At 60.9% G+C, this 16,162-nt stretch carries 13 protein-coding genes; 11 read left to right on the forward strand and 2 right to left on the reverse strand.

From position 1 onward, the window contains the following. Positions 1-387: 387 nt before the first annotated feature. From ASU33_RS05760 to ASU33_RS05795, 8 genes are all read left to right on the forward strand, one after another. Entirely contained in the window at positions 388-3,429 is a 3,042-nt protein-coding gene (locus ASU33_RS05760; protein WP_059069172.1) for a phosphoribosylformylglycinamidine synthase subunit PurL, read from the forward strand. 12 nt (positions 3,430-3,441) lie between these two features. Further along, a complete protein-coding gene (locus ASU33_RS05765) occupies positions 3,442-4,329 on the forward strand; it encodes a phosphoribosylformylglycinamidine synthase subunit PurQ (RefSeq protein WP_059069174.1) in 888 nt (295 codons plus the stop codon). Positions 4,330-4,361: 32 nt separating this feature from the next. Next, the gene (locus ASU33_RS05770; RefSeq protein ID WP_059069176.1) at positions 4,362-5,309 is read left to right on the forward strand and encodes a phosphoribosylaminoimidazolesuccinocarboxamide synthase; all 948 of its coding nucleotides are present in this window, start codon (positions 4,362-4,364) and stop codon (positions 5,307-5,309) included. A 100-nt stretch (positions 5,310-5,409) separates the two neighbouring features. After that, positions 5,410-5,922, forward strand: coding sequence for a GNAT family N-acetyltransferase (locus ASU33_RS05775; protein ID WP_059069179.1), 513 nt, complete (start codon positions 5,410-5,412; stop codon positions 5,920-5,922). Beyond that, positions 5,909-7,195: a phosphoribosylamine--glycine ligase gene (gene purD / locus ASU33_RS05780; protein WP_059069181.1), complete on the forward strand. Its 1,287-nt coding sequence runs from the start codon at positions 5,909-5,911 to the stop codon at positions 7,193-7,195. The genes ASU33_RS05775 and purD overlap by 14 nt, the downstream gene beginning before the upstream one ends. Beyond that, positions 7,143-7,823 (forward strand): phosphoribosylglycinamide formyltransferase, encoded by a 681-nt coding sequence (gene purN / locus ASU33_RS05785; RefSeq protein ID WP_078062907.1) that lies wholly within the window; start codon positions 7,143-7,145, stop codon positions 7,821-7,823. Before purD ends, purN begins: the two co-directional genes overlap by 53 nt. A gap of 25 nt (positions 7,824-7,848) precedes the next feature. Continuing rightward, entirely contained in the window at positions 7,849-9,351 is a 1,503-nt protein-coding gene (purF, locus tag ASU33_RS05790) for an amidophosphoribosyltransferase (RefSeq protein ID WP_059069183.1), read from the forward strand. Between the two features lie 290 nt (positions 9,352-9,641). After that, complete coding sequence (locus ASU33_RS05795; protein ID WP_059069185.1) at positions 9,642-10,757, forward strand: AIR synthase-related protein; 1,116 nt, start codon at positions 9,642-9,644, stop codon at positions 10,755-10,757. Positions 10,758-10,850: 93 nt separating this feature from the next. Here the strand turns inward: ASU33_RS05795 and ASU33_RS05800 are convergent, their stop codons facing one another. After that, entirely contained in the window at positions 10,851-11,264 is a 414-nt protein-coding gene (locus ASU33_RS05800; RefSeq protein ID WP_059069187.1) for a hypothetical protein, read from the reverse strand. A 292-nt stretch (positions 11,265-11,556) separates the two neighbouring features. Here ASU33_RS05800 and ASU33_RS05805 point away from each other — a divergent pair, with 292 nt between their 5' ends. Continuing rightward, the gene (locus ASU33_RS05805) at positions 11,557-12,090 is read left to right on the forward strand and encodes a DUF4240 domain-containing protein (RefSeq protein WP_059069191.1); all 534 of its coding nucleotides are present in this window, start codon (positions 11,557-11,559) and stop codon (positions 12,088-12,090) included. Between the two features lie 53 nt (positions 12,091-12,143). On the opposite strand, the gene ASU33_RS05810 is transcribed toward ASU33_RS05805, so the two are convergent. Continuing rightward, positions 12,144-13,634 (reverse strand): nicotinate phosphoribosyltransferase, encoded by a 1,491-nt coding sequence (locus ASU33_RS05810; RefSeq protein ID WP_059069192.1) that lies wholly within the window; start codon positions 13,632-13,634, stop codon positions 12,144-12,146. 204 nt (positions 13,635-13,838) lie between these two features. On the opposite strand from ASU33_RS05810, the gene ASU33_RS05815 reads away from it, so the two are divergent. Next, positions 13,839-14,549 (forward strand): class I SAM-dependent methyltransferase, encoded by a 711-nt coding sequence (locus tag ASU33_RS05815; RefSeq protein ID WP_059069194.1) that lies wholly within the window; start codon positions 13,839-13,841, stop codon positions 14,547-14,549. A gap of 55 nt (positions 14,550-14,604) precedes the next feature. Beyond that, complete coding sequence (locus ASU33_RS05820; RefSeq protein WP_059069196.1) at positions 14,605-16,002, forward strand: M20/M25/M40 family metallo-hydrolase; 1,398 nt, start codon at positions 14,605-14,607, stop codon at positions 16,000-16,002. The last annotated feature ends 160 nt before the right edge of the window (positions 16,003-16,162 follow it).

Raw genomic sequence — 16,162 nt, forward strand, 5'->3', positions numbered from 1 at the left:
GCCGAGTCGCAACCGCAGCACAGCCAAAACCAAGCGTGCCAGGCCGACCTCCGAAAACAGCTGCGAAAGCCCGCCGCTGCCAAGGTAGCAAAGCACCTAGGGTACTTCGGCGAAGATGCTTCTTCGAACACTCACGCCGCGAATGCGGTCTCTTGGAGCAACGCTCCGCACAACACTGTAAGCCGCCTTGTGGCCCGTACGTCGGGCCCAGGGCGGCTTACCGCATTCCTGGGGTTTGCTGATGCAGACCACTGTAGCGCGGACTTCAGTCCGCGTCACTCCGGACGATTGTCACAGCACGGCAGTCGTTCTTCCGACAGGGAATCACCACCTGTGGGCTGCGGACTAAAGTCCGCGCTACATCGCGCTACACTCCTTTTCTGAGCTTTGGAAAACACCGCTTCGCATACCATCCAACTGATTCCGCGCCCCGGCCAGCACGACGGCGAAGGTGCCCGCGTAGCTGAAGCCGCCCGGCGCCACTTGCACCTGTTCACCGGCTCGGTGCAAACCAGCGCCGTGTACTCCGTGCGCTACCCGCTGTCGGCTGAGCAGCTGCAGAGCTTCGCGGCCCAGTGCCTGCAGGACCCGCTGCTGAACGACGCGGCGCTGGACGAGTGGGCCGTAGCGCCCGAGTTCAAGAGCTACATCCTCGTCGCGAAAGGCCCCGGCGTAACCGACGACGAAGGCACCTCGGCCCAAAACGCGCTGCAGGATTTTCTAGGTACGGAGCTGGACACGCGCACCCAGCATATCTTCAGCAAGCGCCTGTACCTGCTGGAAAAGAAGCTACCCGAAGTAGACCTGCGCCACCTGGCTGAAGAGCTGCTGGGCAACAAGCTCATCAACCGCTTCGTGGTGGGCCACACCGCAGACGGCATCCGCGACTTCACCCCGCAGCCCGGCGGCGGCGCTGATTCGACCACGCGCACTATTCGCTTGGAAAACCTCACCGATGAGGAGTTGGTGCAGCTCTCGAAGGAGAACGTGTACGCGCTGAACCTGGAGGAAATGCGCGCCATTCGGGACTATTACTACTCGAAGGAAACGCAGATCAGCCGCGCTGAGGCAGGCCTCACGCCCGACCCGACGGACTGCGAGCTGGAAATCTTGGCTCAGACCTGGTCGGAGCACTGCAAGCACAAGGAGTTTGCGGCCGTCATCCGCTACCGCAACGCCGTCACGGGCGAGGAAAAGGAGGTCGACGGGCTGTTCAAGACCTATATCAAAGGCGCCACGTCGGAGGTCGACCGGCTGTTGCGCGCCAACGGCAACGACTGGCTTATCAAGGTGTTTTCGGACAACGCCGGGGCGGTGCGCATCAACAAGGATTCGTTGTTCGTCTGGAAGGTCGAAACGCACAACTCTCCCTCGGCCATCGACCCTTACGGCGGAGCCATTACCGGCATCCTCGGCAACAACCGCGACCCGCTGGCCACCGGCATCGGCGGCGCCCGGCTGCTGTTCAACACCAACGTGCTTTGCTTCGGCCCGCCAAACTGGTCGGGGCCGCTGCTGACGGGACAGCTGCACCCGCGCCGGGTGTTCGAGGGCGTACGCAAGGGCATTGAGGACGGCGGCAATAAATCGGGCGTACCGACGGTGAACGGCGCCATCGTGTTCGATGAGCGCTACCGCGGCAAGCCGCTGGTGTACTGCGGCACCGGCGCCGTGCTGCCCATGCAGCTGGCGGGCCAGGACGCCTGGGAGAAAAAGATTGACGCTGGTGACCGGATCATCATGGCCGGCGGCCGGGTGGGCAAGGACGGCATCCACGGCGCCACGTTCAGCAGCATCGAGTTGGACGAAGCCGCGCCGGCCACGGCAGTGCAGATTGGCTCCCCGATTACCCAAAAGCTGGCCATGGACTTCCTGCTGCTGGCTACCCGCCGCGGCCTGATCAAGTGCAGCACCGACAACGGCGCGGGTGGTTTGTCCTCGTCGGTGGGCGAACTGGCGGGCATCAGCGGTGGCGCTACCGTGGAGCTGGAAAAGGTGCCGCTGAAGTACCCCGGCCTGCGCCCCTGGGAGATATTCTTGTCGGAATCGCAGGAGCGGTTTACGCTGGTGGTGGAGCCCGCGAAGTTGGCCGAGCTGAATGCTCTGGCCGCTGAGATGGAAGTGGAGCTGTCGGACATCGGCGAGTTCACCGACAACGGCCGCCTCGACGTGACCTTCGACGGGCAGCCGGTGGCTTCCTTGTCGCTGGAGTTTCTGCACGAGGGTGTACCGCGCAAAGTGCTCGAAGCTGAGTGGCAGCTGCCCACCCTGCACGAGCCAAAGCTGCCAGCTTCGCTCGACGCAACGGAGCTGCTGATTAAGCTGCTCGGCGCGCTGAACATCTGCTCGCGCGAGGCAGTGATTCGTCAGTACGACCACGAGGTGAAAGGCCGCACGGTGGTAAAACCGTTGATGGGCCGCACGGGCCAGGCGCCGCAGGACGCAGCCGTGGTGCAGTTCAACTTCGAGTCGTGGGAAGGCGTGGCGGTGAGCAACGGCATTCTGCCGCGCTACGGCGACATCGACCCCTACCAGATGTCGGCCGGCGCCTTCGACGAGGCTGTGCGCCAAATTGTGTCGGTGGGCGGCAAGCTGCCCAACCTGACGCCTGGCGACGGAATTTTCTGGTCGGTGAACGACAACTTCTGCGTGCCCGATTCGGTGTACGACCCCGTAACCAACCCCGACGGCAAGCAGAAGTTGGCCGCCCTGGTGCAGCTCTGCGAGGCCCTGCGCGACATGTGCGTGGCCTACCACATTCCGCTGACCTCGGGCAAGGACTCGATGAAAAACGACTTCAAGGCCGACGGGCAGAAGATTTCGGTGCCGCCCACGGTGCTGTACTCGATGACCGCCCTGATGCCCGACGTGCGCCGCGCCGTGACTTCGGACTTCAAGGCTGCCGGTGACGTGGTCTACCTGCTCGGCGACACCTACGACGAGCTAGGCGGCTCGGAGCTCTACCACCTCTTCGGAGAGCTGGGCCAAAACGTGCCGCGCGTGCGCCCCGCCGAAGCCAAAGACCTGTACGAGAAAGTAGGCCGCGCCCACGATGCGAACCTCATCGTTTCGTGCCACGACCTGTCCGACGGCGGCTTGGCCGTAGCCGTGGCCGAAAGCCTGTTCGGCGACGACAACCTAGGCGCCGAGCTGACCCTGGAAGGCGAACTGCCAGCCCTGGCGGAGCTGTTCTCGGAAAGTCACTCGCGCTTCGTAGCCACCGTGGCTCCGGAAGACGTGGTAGTCTTTGAAGCCCTGATGGAAGGCCGCGCCACCCGCCTAGGTGTGGTGACGGATAATGGCCATTTGGTCATTCGTCACCAAAACAAAACGGTGGTGTACGCCGCCACCGCCGACCTGCGCGAAGCCTGGAGCAATGGCCCGGTGAACCGCGTAATGGCCGGCGAAGAACTTACCCTGCAAGCTTAGGAGGTGGAGACGATGAACGAACTAACTGCAACCACCCGCCCGGTACACGCCCTGGTCCTGACGGGCTTCGGCATTAACTGCGAAGAAGAACTGGCTGCCGCCTACCGCTTGGCGGGCGGCGAGGCCACCATCGTGCACTTCAACCAGGTGCTCAGCGGTGAAACCAGCATCCACGACTACGACGTGCTCAACTTCCCTGGAGGTTTTTCCTTCGGCGACGACCTAGGGTCGGGCGTGGTGATGGCCAACAAGGCGCGCTTCCGCAAGCTGCCCTCGGGCCGCACGCTGCTTGAAGAGTTGCGCGCCTTTATCGAGGCCGGCAACTACGTGGTAGGCATCTGCAACGGCTTCCAGATGCTGGTGAAAATGGGCCTGCTGCCTGATTTCGCCGGCCAGCAGGAGCGCGAAGTAACCCTGACGCACAACGCCTCGGGCCGCTACGAAGACCGGTGGGTACGCCTGGCGGTGAACCCGCGCAACCGTTCGCCCTTCCTCAAGGGCCTGACCTCGTTGGAAGTGCCCGTGCGCCACGGCGAGGGCCGCCTCGTTATTCGCGATGAAGAAATCCGGAGCCGCATCCTAGCCGAGGGCCTGAACTGCCTGACCTACTGCGATGCTACCGGTTGTGAAACCGAGCTGTACCCGCACAACCCCAACGGCGCCGAGCTGAACTGCGCCGGCCTCACCGATACCACCGGCCAGGTGTTCGGCCTGATGCCGCACCCCGAGGCCTTCCTCTCGCTCTACAACCACCCCGACTGGGCCCGGCGCAAGCGTCTCGACCCGAACGTGTCGGAGGAAGGAGATGGGCTGAAGCTGTTCCGCAACATCGTGGAGCACATCAGCCAGAGCCGCGCCGCGCAGCCCGCCGAGGCTGCCTCGAACGAAGTTTCTCTTTAGCCCGCCCTGCACTCGCCGCTTAATCCGCGCTAATGAACACGCTCCCGTATTTCAACACGCCCCAGCTTGAGCTGCTGCACCGCGGCAAAGTCCGCGACTCGTACCGCGTCCCCTCGGGCGAGCGGCTTATTGTTGTCACGGACCGTTTATCGGCTTTCGATTCGGTGCTGGAAACTGCCATTCCCTACAAAGGCGCCGTGCTCAACGGCCTGGCCAACTTCTGGTTTGAGAAGACCCGGGATATCGTGCCGAACCACGTCATTCGCGTAGTCGATCCGAACGCCATGCTGGTGAAGGAAGCCGAGCCGATTCGCGTCGAAATGATCGTGCGCGGCTACCTCACCGGCTCCATGCTGCGCGGCTACCTTCAAGGCCAGCGCACCTTCTCGGGCGTTTCGGTGCCGGACGGGCTGACCAAGCACCAGCGCTTCCCCGAGCCCCTGGTGACGCCGACCACCAAGGAGGAATCGGACCGCGAAATCACCCCCGAAAACCTCGTGGCGGAAGGCTGGGTATCGGCCGAGCTGTACGAGCAGATGCGCGTGACTTCGCTGAAGCTGTTCAACTTCGCTTCGGCGTGGATGGCCGAGCGCGGCATCATTCTGGTCGACACCAAGTACGAGTTCGGCTTGCTGAACGGGGAGCTGATTCTCATCGACGAAATCCACACGCCCGACTCCTCGCGCTTCTGGGATGCCGCCGACTATGCCCGCAACCCCGAAAGCGCCGCCCAGATGGACAAAGAGTACATCCGTCAGTGGCTGATTGCCCACAAAGTCGATGGCCAGTACCCCACGGCCCTCACGCCGGAAGTAACCGCCGAAGCCAGCCGCCGCTACCTCGACATCTACCAACGCATTACCGGGCAGCCCCTGGCCGGTACCGATGAAGCCGACGTGAACGTGCCCGCTCGCTTGGTGCAGAATCTGGTGAAGGAGGGCTTTATGCAAGACGCTCCGGTGGAGCAGCTGAATGGATGAACCGCTCTGGAAGCGGTAGGCCAGCAGTACGCTCTCAACGACGGTAACATTCGCGCTTAGTGCTGGAAGCACGCTCACCGACCAACCTCGACGTCTAATAATGCCTCAGTCCCTCTACCTCGTCGCCTCGCACCCCGATGCCCCGCAGGCCCAGCCGCTCATCAATGCCTTGTCGGCCGACCTAGGTACGCGCTTCGGCAGCGACGGGCGCGACTCGTTTGGAGACTGGCAGGCCGACGACCCCAAGCACGTGTTTCTGCTGGCGTGCAACGACGACGAAGCCGTGGGCTGCGGCGCGGTGCGGCCCCTGTCCGAAAGCATCGGCGAGGTGAAGCGCATGTATGCCAAGTACCCCGGCCAAGGTATTGGGCGCGCCGTATTGGCGGGGCTTGAAGCGGCGGCATGGCGGGCAGGTTATGCCGAATTGTGGCTGGAAACCCGCATCAGCAACACGGAAGCGTGCATCTTTTACGAAAAGCGCGGCTACCGGCGCATTCCTAACTACGGCCGCTACATCGGGCGCGACGACGCGGCCTGCTTCGGCCGCAGTCTGGGCCCAGTGCCGGCCGTTACTTCTCAACCTGAATTACAAACCACCCTTGGCAACTCCTAATACCAACCTCGTTCTCCTAGGTAGCGGCGCCCGCGAGCATGCCTTGGCCTGGAAACTCACCCAGGACGGCGCCCGCGTGCACGTGCTGCCCGGCAATGCCGGCATTCCTGGTTCGGTGCCTGGCATCAGCGCTACGGACTTTCCTGCCATTCAGCAGTTCTGCCAGGAGCACGAGGTAAAGCTTATCGTCGTTGGACCTGAGGCCCCGCTAGCCGCCGGCGTAGCCGACTACTTCGCCGAGACCGACATCCGCGTGTTTGGTCCGCGCAAGGAGGCGGCGGTGCTGGAAAGCTCTAAGGTGTGGTCAAAGAACTTTATGCGCCGCCACGGCGTGGCTACTGGCCGTTCGTGGACGTTTCGCTCCGACCAACTGGACCAAGCCCGCGCTACGGCTGCCGAGCAGGGCGGCCATGTAGTGCTGAAGTACGACGGCCTAGCCGCTGGCAAGGGCGTATGGGTGTGCTCGTCGGTAGCGGAGTTCGAGCAGGCGTTGCAAGAGATGAAAGCGCTGAACCCCGCCGGCCACGACTGGTACTCCTTCCTAGTCGAGGAAAAACTTGCCGGCCCCGAAATCAGCATAATCGGCATCACCGATGGAAAAACCATGCGTTTGCTGGCCCCCTCGCAAGACCACAAGCAATTGCACGCTGGCGACCTAGGGCCCAACACCGGTGGCATGGGCGCTTACTGCCCCGTGCCCTTCGCCGACGACAACGTGCTGGCCTCCATTCGCGAAGCCATTATCGAGCCGACGCTCAGCGGCTTGCGCACCGAAGGCTTACCGTTCCTGGGCTTTTTGTACTTCGGTATTATGCTGACACCCGCCGGGCCCAAGCTGCTCGAGTACAACGTGCGCCTAGGTGACCCCGAAGCGCAGGTGCTCTTGGCCTCATTGGGCAGCAGCCTGCTTGAGGTAATTCAGGGCACGCTCAACGGCCGCTTGGCCGAAGTAGGCGTGCGCCAAAAACAGGGTGCTTTCGTGGGCGTGGTGCTGGCCTCGGGCGGTTACCCGGCGGCGCAGTTCCCGACTGGGTTTGCCATCGAGGGAGTTGAGGCAGTAAGCCCCGGCACGCTGGTGTTCCAGGGTGGTACCAAGCGCAACGAGGCTGGCCAGCTGGTAACCAGCGGCGGCCGCGTGCTGACGGTAGTGGCGCACGGCCATGACCTAGACTTGGCTGTGGAGCACGCCTACGCCGAGGTAAAGAAGATTACGTTTCAGGATGCGTACTACCGAACCGACATTGGCCAACGGCCAACCCCGCAGCTTGTCTGAGTTGAAGCCCATTAAGCGGCCGGCACGGCTGGCCATTCTGCTGTCGGGGCGTGGCTCCAACATGCTGGCTATGGCGCGCGAGGTGCGCGAAGGCGTGCTGCAGGGCCTGGCCGAAGTAGCGGTGGTGTTCAGCAACATTCCCGAGGCCCTAGGTCTGCAAGCCGCCCAGGAGCTAGGCTTTGCCACGGCCAGCATCGACTCGCGCGGCCGTAAGCGGGCCGAATTCGATGCCGAGGTAGTGGCGCTGTTGGAGCAGTATCAACCCGATTACGTGGTGCTGGCCGGCTACATGCGCATTTTGTCGCCCACGTTCATCCGCGCGTTTGCCGGGCGCATTCTCAACATTCATCCGGCCGATACGCACCAGCACCAAGGCCTGCACGCCTACGAATGGGCTTGGGAAAACCGCCTGCCCGAAACGAAAATCACCGTGCACCTTGTTGACGAGGGCCTCGACACCGGCCCGGTGCTAGCGCAGGCCTCCGTGGATTTGCGCGGTGCCGATTCGTTGGGCGAAGTGGAGCGCCGCGGCCTTGCCGTGGAGCACCGTTTTTACGCCGATATCCTGGCCCGTTTCATCAGCGGCCAACTGCAGCCGCAAGCTGCCTCTACCTCCTCCCACCCCTAGTTTCCCTAGACTTTCCCCTCCGGCTATGTGCGGAATTGTTGGTTTTTTCGGTCCGGATGATGTCGCCCACGACATGGTGTTTGGCCTCACCGCCCTGCAGCACCGCGGGCAGGATGCGGCCGGCATGTGCACCTTCGACGACAACTTCCACCTCTGCAAAGGCAACGGCCTCGTGGCCGATGTGTTCCGGCCCAAGCAGCTCAAGAAGCTAACCGGCAACATCGGAATTGGGCATGTGCGCTACACCACGCAGGGCTCCAACGACTCGGCGCTGGCGCAGCCTTTTACCACCAGCTACCCCTTCGGGCTGGCGATGGTGCACAACGGCAACGTCATCAACTTTCGGGAGGTGGCCAAGCGCCTGCACGAGAAGTACCACGTGTTGCCCAAAACCAGCAACGACCTGGAGCTGATCATGTACACCTTCGCCTCGGAGCTGCGCCTGAAGAACCTCGATAACCTCTCGGTGGTCGACATCTTCGACGCCGTGGAAACCACGCAGGAGTTGGTGAAGGGCGCCTACGCCACCATTACCATCATTGCCGGCCACGGATTGCTGGCGTTCAACGACCCCCACGGCATTCGCCCGTTGGTGCTCGGCCGCCGCGATACGCCCGAAGGCCCGGTGTTCGCCTTTGCCTCCGAAAGCACCTGTTTCGATTACCTAGGGTTTGAGTTCGTTCAGAACGTGGGCCCGGGCCAGGCAGTGTTCATCGACAAGAATTTCAACATTCACTTCAAGAATCCCTACGAGCTGCCCAAGGCGTTCTGCGTGTTCGAGCAAATCTATTTTGCCCGCGAAGACTCCACAATTCACGGCCGCCTAGTGGCCCGCGAGCGGGTGCGCCTGGGCAAGCTGCTGGCCCGCAAAGTCATGGCGGCCGGCATCGAGCCCGATATGGTTATCGACGTGCCCTCGTCGGGCTACTTCGCGGCATCAGGCTTAGCTGAAGCCATCGGTGTGCCGTACCGCCGTGGCTTGGTGAAGAACAACCACATGGGCCGCTCCTTTATCGTGAGCAGCCAGGCCGGGCGCGAAGACGTGGTGAAGAAAAAGCTGAACCCCATCCGCGAGTTTGTGGAAGGCAAGAAGGTGGCCGTAGTCGACGACAGCATTGTGCGCGGCACCACCTCGCGGCGCATCGTGCGCATTCTGCGCGAGGCCGGGGCCAAGGAGGTGTACTTCATTTCATCGGCGCCGCCCATCATCTCGCCATGCATCTACGGCATCGACATGGCTATGAGCACCGAGCTGATTGCGGCCAACTACACCGAGGAGGAAATCTGCCGCTACATCGAGGCCGACCGCGTGGTGTACCAGGATTTGGCTGACCTCCAGGAGCTTTTCGCCGAAGAGCGTGGCCACGGCGGCAACTGCTTCGCCTGCTTTTCGGGCAAGTACCCCACAGGCGACGTAACCAAGTACCTGCGTCACATTCAGGAGGAGCGCGAAAGCCACCGCCAAAAAGCCGAGCGCCCCACCGAAACGTCGGTCAGTGCTAAGGCACCTGCACCTACAGAACATTAGCAGAACGGCAAGCTCCCCTCCTCAGATGAGGAGGGGACGCGGCAGCTTTAGCTGACGCTGGGGTGGTTGACCTTGCGTCGGATAGTAACCTCAACCAAAAAGAACGTCATGCTGAGCTTGCCGGAGCATCTCTACCGGCTTCGTTTAAGTTGGTATCCGGCGAAGCGGTAGAGATGCTTCGGCAAGCTCAGCATGACGACCTAGGTTAATCGTTCAACGATTATCAACCACCCCGCCCTTCGGGCACCCCTCCTCAGTTGAGGAGGGGAGTTTCGTTCAACTTCTCTCGCATGAGCCAGACTACCGCCGCCAACCTCAAAGAAACCGCCGGCTATTCCATCGAAGAAGGCAATGCCGCCTCGCGCTGTGCCTACAACTGGGCCAAGAAAACCTTCGTAACCCGCGCGGGCAAGCCTGGCGAGCCGGCACAGGACCTAGAAGGCGGTTTCTCGAACGAAATCCGCTTCGGTGCTGAACGCCTAGGTATCGGCTCCGATGGCATCGGCACCAAAATCGAAGTGGCCGAGCGCGTGGACCGCTACGATACGCTGGGCTACGACCTCATTGCCATGGTGGCCGACGACTTGGTGGTAGCCGGTTTCGTGCCCACCAACCTGTCGAACATCATCGACGTGAACACGCTCAACTACGACGTGGTAGACGAGCTGATGCGCGGCCTGCACGACGCGGCGCAGTTCAGCTCCATTGCTGTAACCGGCGGTGAAATTGCTGAATTGGGCAACCGCATCGGCGGCTACCCCGGTGCCCGCATGAACTTCAACTGGTGCTCCACCGCCGTGGGCGTGCTGCACCCCAGCCTGGAGCGTCCCCTGAGTGGCGCCAACGTGCGCGCCGGCCAGGCGGTGGTGGCGCTTCGCTCACCCTCGTTTCGCTCCAACGGCTATTCGCTGGCCCGCCGCGTGCTCACCAAGGCTTTCGGCGAGAATTGGCACACGGCACCTTACACCGGTGCCGATGCCGACGTGATGGGCCAGACCTGGGGCGACGTAATGCTGGCGCCTTCGCTCATCTTCGCGCCCGGCGTAACAGCCGTGCTCGATGCCGGCCTGCCACTGCACGCCGCCGCGCACATCACCGGCGGCGGCATTGCCGATAACTTCAAGCGCGTGCTGAAGAATGGGGTAGGAGCCGAGCTCGACAACCTCTTCGAGCCGCTGCCTGCTATGGCCCAGCTCGCCGACCTAGGCGGCATCAGCCCCGCCGATGCTTACCTGTACTGGAACATGGGCAACGGCATGCTGATCGTAACCGATGCCGACCAAGCCGAAGCTGTAGCTGCTGAACTGACCTCGAAAGGCTACGATGCTCAGGTAGCTGGCCGCATCATCGCCGAGCCTAACATTACGCTTAAGGTAGGCGCGGGCGAATTAAAATACGACATCTAATGCCATTTAGCACCGACTACCTAGGTAAAGCAACAAGGCCCGGCGAGTACACTCGCCGGGCCTTGTTGCTTTACCTAGGTAGTCGGTGCTGACTCACCGAATTGTTACGTGCCAGTTGAGGCGCTCAAGCTCTTCAAGGGATAGGGATATTCTCTTGTAGCGCTTGTTTCTGTTCAAGCTGTCCATGCTGTGGTAAGCGCGCACGGAGTCAGCATTATAAATGAAGATATTCAGCTTCCGGTTGTTGCTGAAGTGCACCTCGTCAATCCAACCTTCTTTACCAGGCATCATTTGAGCAGCTGAATCAAGTGGTGAAATAATATGGGTTAGATAGTACTCGGGGTAATTCATCTCTTTGCTATTGGGTATTGTGTCCGGGAATGTTTCGACGCATACGGGACTACTGTTTTGATTTATAATTAACAAGCGGGAATCATAGTAATCTATAATGCAGCTGCTGAGGAAAAGCAACGCTCCGATACCAACTAGGCCAAAGCTTACTTTCATGATGAATAAGGAAAAGTGGCCTTGTTAATAGGCAATAACGAATGTTGTAACCCGCCGGCCTCTCATGCCGGCCGCACCGCCCGCTTCCCCAGGATAAATTTTATGCGGAAGTTGTTCAAGCCGGTTTCTAATAATCCTGGTGTTGCTCAATTCAAGCTGCTGGGCCAGGCAAGGAGTCCGACAAAGGCAAGTGCGTTGCTGGGACAGTCAAAACAGGCCTGAGTAATGGAATTTCTAGCTGCTGATGTGTAGCGTTTTGCCGTATTTCGAAACTACTATACTCACAATACGAATGGACAAGACTGAGTTTTGGCAGATAATTGAGTCAGCGAAGGCTGCAGCCCAGGGCGACCAGGAAATTCAGGAACAAGCCATCATCAACAGCTTAGAAAAGCTAGAGCCCGAGCAGATAGTTGAGTTTGAGTGCCTATTGCGGGAGTGCTTGCTAGAGGCAGACCACTTTAACATTATGGCTGCCCAAAGGATTATCGACGGCTACGTTTCGGATGACACCTACCTATATTTCCGGTGCTGGCTGATTGGGCAAGGCGAAGCGGTATTCACCAATGCGCTACAAAATGCCGACACCTTAGCTAGCGTAGTAGTCGATCCTTATCAGGATTTTGAAGCCTTGCTGTATGTGGCTACTGCGGCCTTCGAGAAGCGCACAGGCAAAGCCGAGGACGATACAACTTTCCCCAGAGCAGTAGCCTCCGAGCGCGGATTAGACTACGACCTCGGGAGCGAGACCAAAGGCGAAGACTGGACCGATAACCAGTTGCCCAAGATGTTGCCGAAACTGTGGAAGAAATTTGGAGCAGCCTAAAACACGGAAAGCCTAGCCGCACGAGCAGCTAGGCTTTCTTATGTGCTGATGGGCTACGCCGGCCGCACCGCGCGCTTCTCCAATATCAGCTGCGTGCGGAAGCTGTTCAGGCCAGCCTCCAGGCCCACCGGGTACACGTGCGGGTTCAGGAAGCGCCGGATGCTCGGGTCGAAGGAGGCCAGCTCCTGGTGCACCCGTTCGCGGCTTTCCTGCAGGGTGGGCAAATCGGCCACTAGCTTGCCTTGGCGGAACACGGGCTCCAATAGTTCGCGGTACTGCTCCGATTTAACGGGGCGGCGGCGCGTGGGGTCCATGGGGTCGACGATGGTCAAGTCGGCGGGTAGCTCTTCGGCTGTGTTGTAGAGCATATCGGCTACAGGTTTGCCATTTTCGCCTAGGTAGCGGCGCACCTGCAGAATGCCGGGAATGCTCGTTTTGGCGAGCTGCTCCGAAATTTTAACGGTGTAATCCCAACCCGAGCCATCGGCGCGCTGCAGGGCGGCGAGTTTGTACACGCCACCTAGGGCAGGCTGGTCGTAGGCGGTTACGAGCTTGGTGCCGATGCCCCAGGTATCGATGCGGGCGCCTTCAAGTTTGAGCGAAGTGACAAGCTGCTCGTCAAGGTCGTTGCTGGCCACGATGCGCACCTGCGGAAAGCCGGCTTCGTCGAGCAGGCGGCGGGCTTCGCGGCTGAGGTAGGTAAGGTCGCCCGAATCGAGGCGAATGCCGCCCAGCTCGTGGCCGGTAGCTCGCAGTCGTTGTGCTACCCGAATGGCGTTGCGCACGCCTTCGAGGGTATCGTAGGTATCCACCAGAAACACCGAATCGTCGGGGAAAGCGTCAGCGTAGGCGTCAAAGGCCTCTTCTTCGCCCTCAAACGCCATAACCCAGCTGTGGGCGTGCGTACCGCGCACCGGAATGCCAAACTGCTGCCCGGCGAGTACGTTGCTGGTGCCATCGGCGCCGCCTAGGTACGCCGCGCGCGTAGCCGAGAGGCCACCGTCGAAGCCCTGGGCACGGCGCAGGCCGAACTCCAGAATCTGGTCGGTGGGGCCCACGGCTTCGCGAATGCGGGCAGCTTTGGTGGCTATTAGCGTTTGAAAGTTGACGAGTGTGAGCAGCGCCGTTTCGATGAGCTGCGCCTGCAGCAGGGGGCCGCGCACACGAATCAGGGGCTCGTTGGCAAACACCACGGTGCCTTCGGCAATGGCGTCTACATCGCAGGTGAAGCGCAAATCGCGCAGGTAATCCAAAAATGCCGGATCGAACAGGGCATTGCCTTTGCGGCCGCGCAACGCGCCTAGGTAGGCGAGGTCCTCTTCGCTGAAGCGCAACTGCTCAAGCCAATCAACGGCGTAAGTAAGGCCGGCGCAAATGGCGTAGCCGCCCGCAAACGGCGGCTTGCGGAAGTACAGGTGAAACACGGCCTCGCGGTCTTGCATGCCCTTGCGCCAGTAACCGTAGGCCATGGTTAGCTGGTAGAGGTCGGTAAGCAGGCTAAGCGAAGGACGGTACAGGCCGGAGAGAGGAGCGTTGGTTGGCATAGCAAGTGGCGGTGCGATGCGCCAAGGTACGGGGCTGCGCCGATATGGGCTGAGCTCCGGGCGCTTGCCTAGGTGTTGTTTCGGCCTGATTTGCTCGGCATGGCGCTGGCTTTTTGTATCTTAAGCAAGCGCAACGCGCGGACCCGAGGTGGCCGAAACGGACTTGCAAACAGTGCATCGCTCTACCCCTTATGAAGTTGGCTTATGTTCGCCACCCGCCATGTGTTGCTAGGTGCCTTGTTGGTGCTGCTCGGCTCGGCAACCCTTTCGGCCCAACAACGCCCGGCTACTACCTCGCCTAGGCTGGAGCAGGAGCGCCAACGCTGGAACCGCAGCCTTACCCGCGATACGGCCTACAAATTCAACCGCCAGCCCAACGCCTTGCTGATGGAGGTGGCGAAAGGCCGCAAGCCCGGCAAAGCGTTGGATGTAGGTATGGGCCAAGGGCGCAATACCCTGTTCTTGGCCCGGCAAGGCTGGGACGTAACCGGTGTAGACATAGCCGACGAGGCCGTGGCTGAGGCCCAGGCGGAGGCCAAGCGCCAAAACCTGCGCATCAACGCCGTGGTGTCGCCGATGGAGAGCTTTACGTACGGCACCAACCGCTACGACTTAGTGGCCTTTGTGTACGAAGGTTGTTTTGAGGGGCAGCCCGAGGTGTTGGCCAACATCAGAAAAGCCCTAAAGCCGGGTGGCGTGTTGGTGTTCGAGTTCTTCCACCGCGAAGCCGGTATTGAAATGAACCGGCCCGATTTCGGCTGCCTGAGCGGGGCTGTGCAGTCATTGTTCGCGAATGATGCAGGCTTTAAAATTCTGCGTTACGAGGAGAAAATGGGCATACCCGATTTCCGCAGCGGTAGCAATAAGTACAACCGTCCCATGAAGCTGGTGTACTGCGTGGTGCAAAAGCAATAGGGGTTTGCTTGGGGCCTGGGTGCAACTGCTTTGCCGGCGCTTGCTACTTTGCGCTATGAAACATCTACTCCTGGGCTTGGCACTGGTTGGCTCGGTGCAAGCGGCCGTTGCGCAGCAAAAAGCAGCTAAGGCTGTCAAAACAAACATTTCGGCCGCTACGGTGGAGCGCGTAGAGCGTACCCTGGCCGACGACAAGATGCGCGGGCGCGCCCTGAACACCGGCGCCAACGAGGCGGCGCAGTTCCTGGCCGGCGAGTTCAAGCGCATCGGCCTGAAGCCGCTGAACGGCCTCACTTCGTTCGAGCAGAAGTTTCAGGTATTTGAGATAAACACCACCAGCGTGCAGGCTTCGCTAAACGGCACCGCCGTGCCGCGCGAAAACGTGGTGCTGATGTCGGGTATCGAACAAGTAAGCTGGACCAGCGGCCAAAACGGTGCGCCGCAAGCCTCGGTATCGGCTGCTAGCCAGGTAAATTGGACGGACGGCACCGGCGACACCGCCCCGAAGGTGTGCGTGATTGGGCCGCAGGCCGATTTCCGGAAAGAGGTAGGCCCGCTGTTGCGCCAGAAGGGCAACGTGCTGGTTATCATCGATCCGGCCCACGCGGCCATGTTTAAGCGCTTGGCCGGGCAAATGCAGCACAGCACCTTCCGTGGCGAAAAGCCGCAGCCCTACACGGCAGCGTTTATTCTGGCCCCAGCGGCCGTTACCAACGGCGCCAACTACCAGCTTACGGGTGCTACCAGCATTAAGCCGATCGAAATTCGCAACGTGGTGGGTGTGCTGCCCGGCCGCGATAAAAGCAAAGCCGCCGAGCAAGTAGTCTTCTCGGCGCACTACGACCACATCGGCTATCTGCCAGCTGTAGCCGGCGACTCCATTGCCAACGGTGCCGACGACGATGCCTCGGGCACCACGGCTGTGGTGGCCCTAGCCGAGCACTTCAAGAAAGCCAAAAGCAATGCTCGCTCGCTGGTGTTCGTGGCCTTTACGGCCGAAGAGGTAGGCGGCTTTGGTTCGCAATACTTCTCGAAGCAGCTCGACCCGGCCAAGGTTACGGCCATGTTCAACATCGAGATGATTGGCAAGGTGTCGAAGTTTGGCCCCGGTACGGCCTTTATCACCGGCTTCGATAAGTCGGATTTCGGCCAGATTCTGCAGCGCAACCTGCAAGGCTCCACGTTTAAGTTCGAGCCCGACCCGTACCCCGAGCAGCAGCTGTTCTACCGCTCCGACAACGCCACCCTCGCGCGCCTAGGTGTACCGGCCCACAGCATCAGCACCGATCAAATTCCGACGGATAAGCTTTACCACTCGGTGGACGACGAGGTAGAAAGCCTCGACCTGAAAAACATGACCGAGGTAATTAAGGCCATTGCCCAAAGCGCCACCAGCATTGTGAGCGGGCAGGATACGCCCACGCGCATTGCCGACGCGGGCACGCGCAAGTAAGCTCACCTAGGTCTTGCCCAAGCTCCACCGCGAGGCTGCCGAACGTGGGTTCGGCAGCCTCGCGGTGCTTTTGTGGCTGCCGCTTACAAAACCGGGCAGCCTGGCTGACATTTTCGAACACACTGTCCATAACCGGACAACTTTTTTGTACAACTCAACA

It is taken from the genome of Solirubrum puertoriconensis (genome assembly GCF_001483135.1).
Classification (GTDB): Bacteria; Bacteroidota; Bacteroidia; order Cytophagales; family Hymenobacteraceae; genus Solirubrum; species Solirubrum puertoriconensis.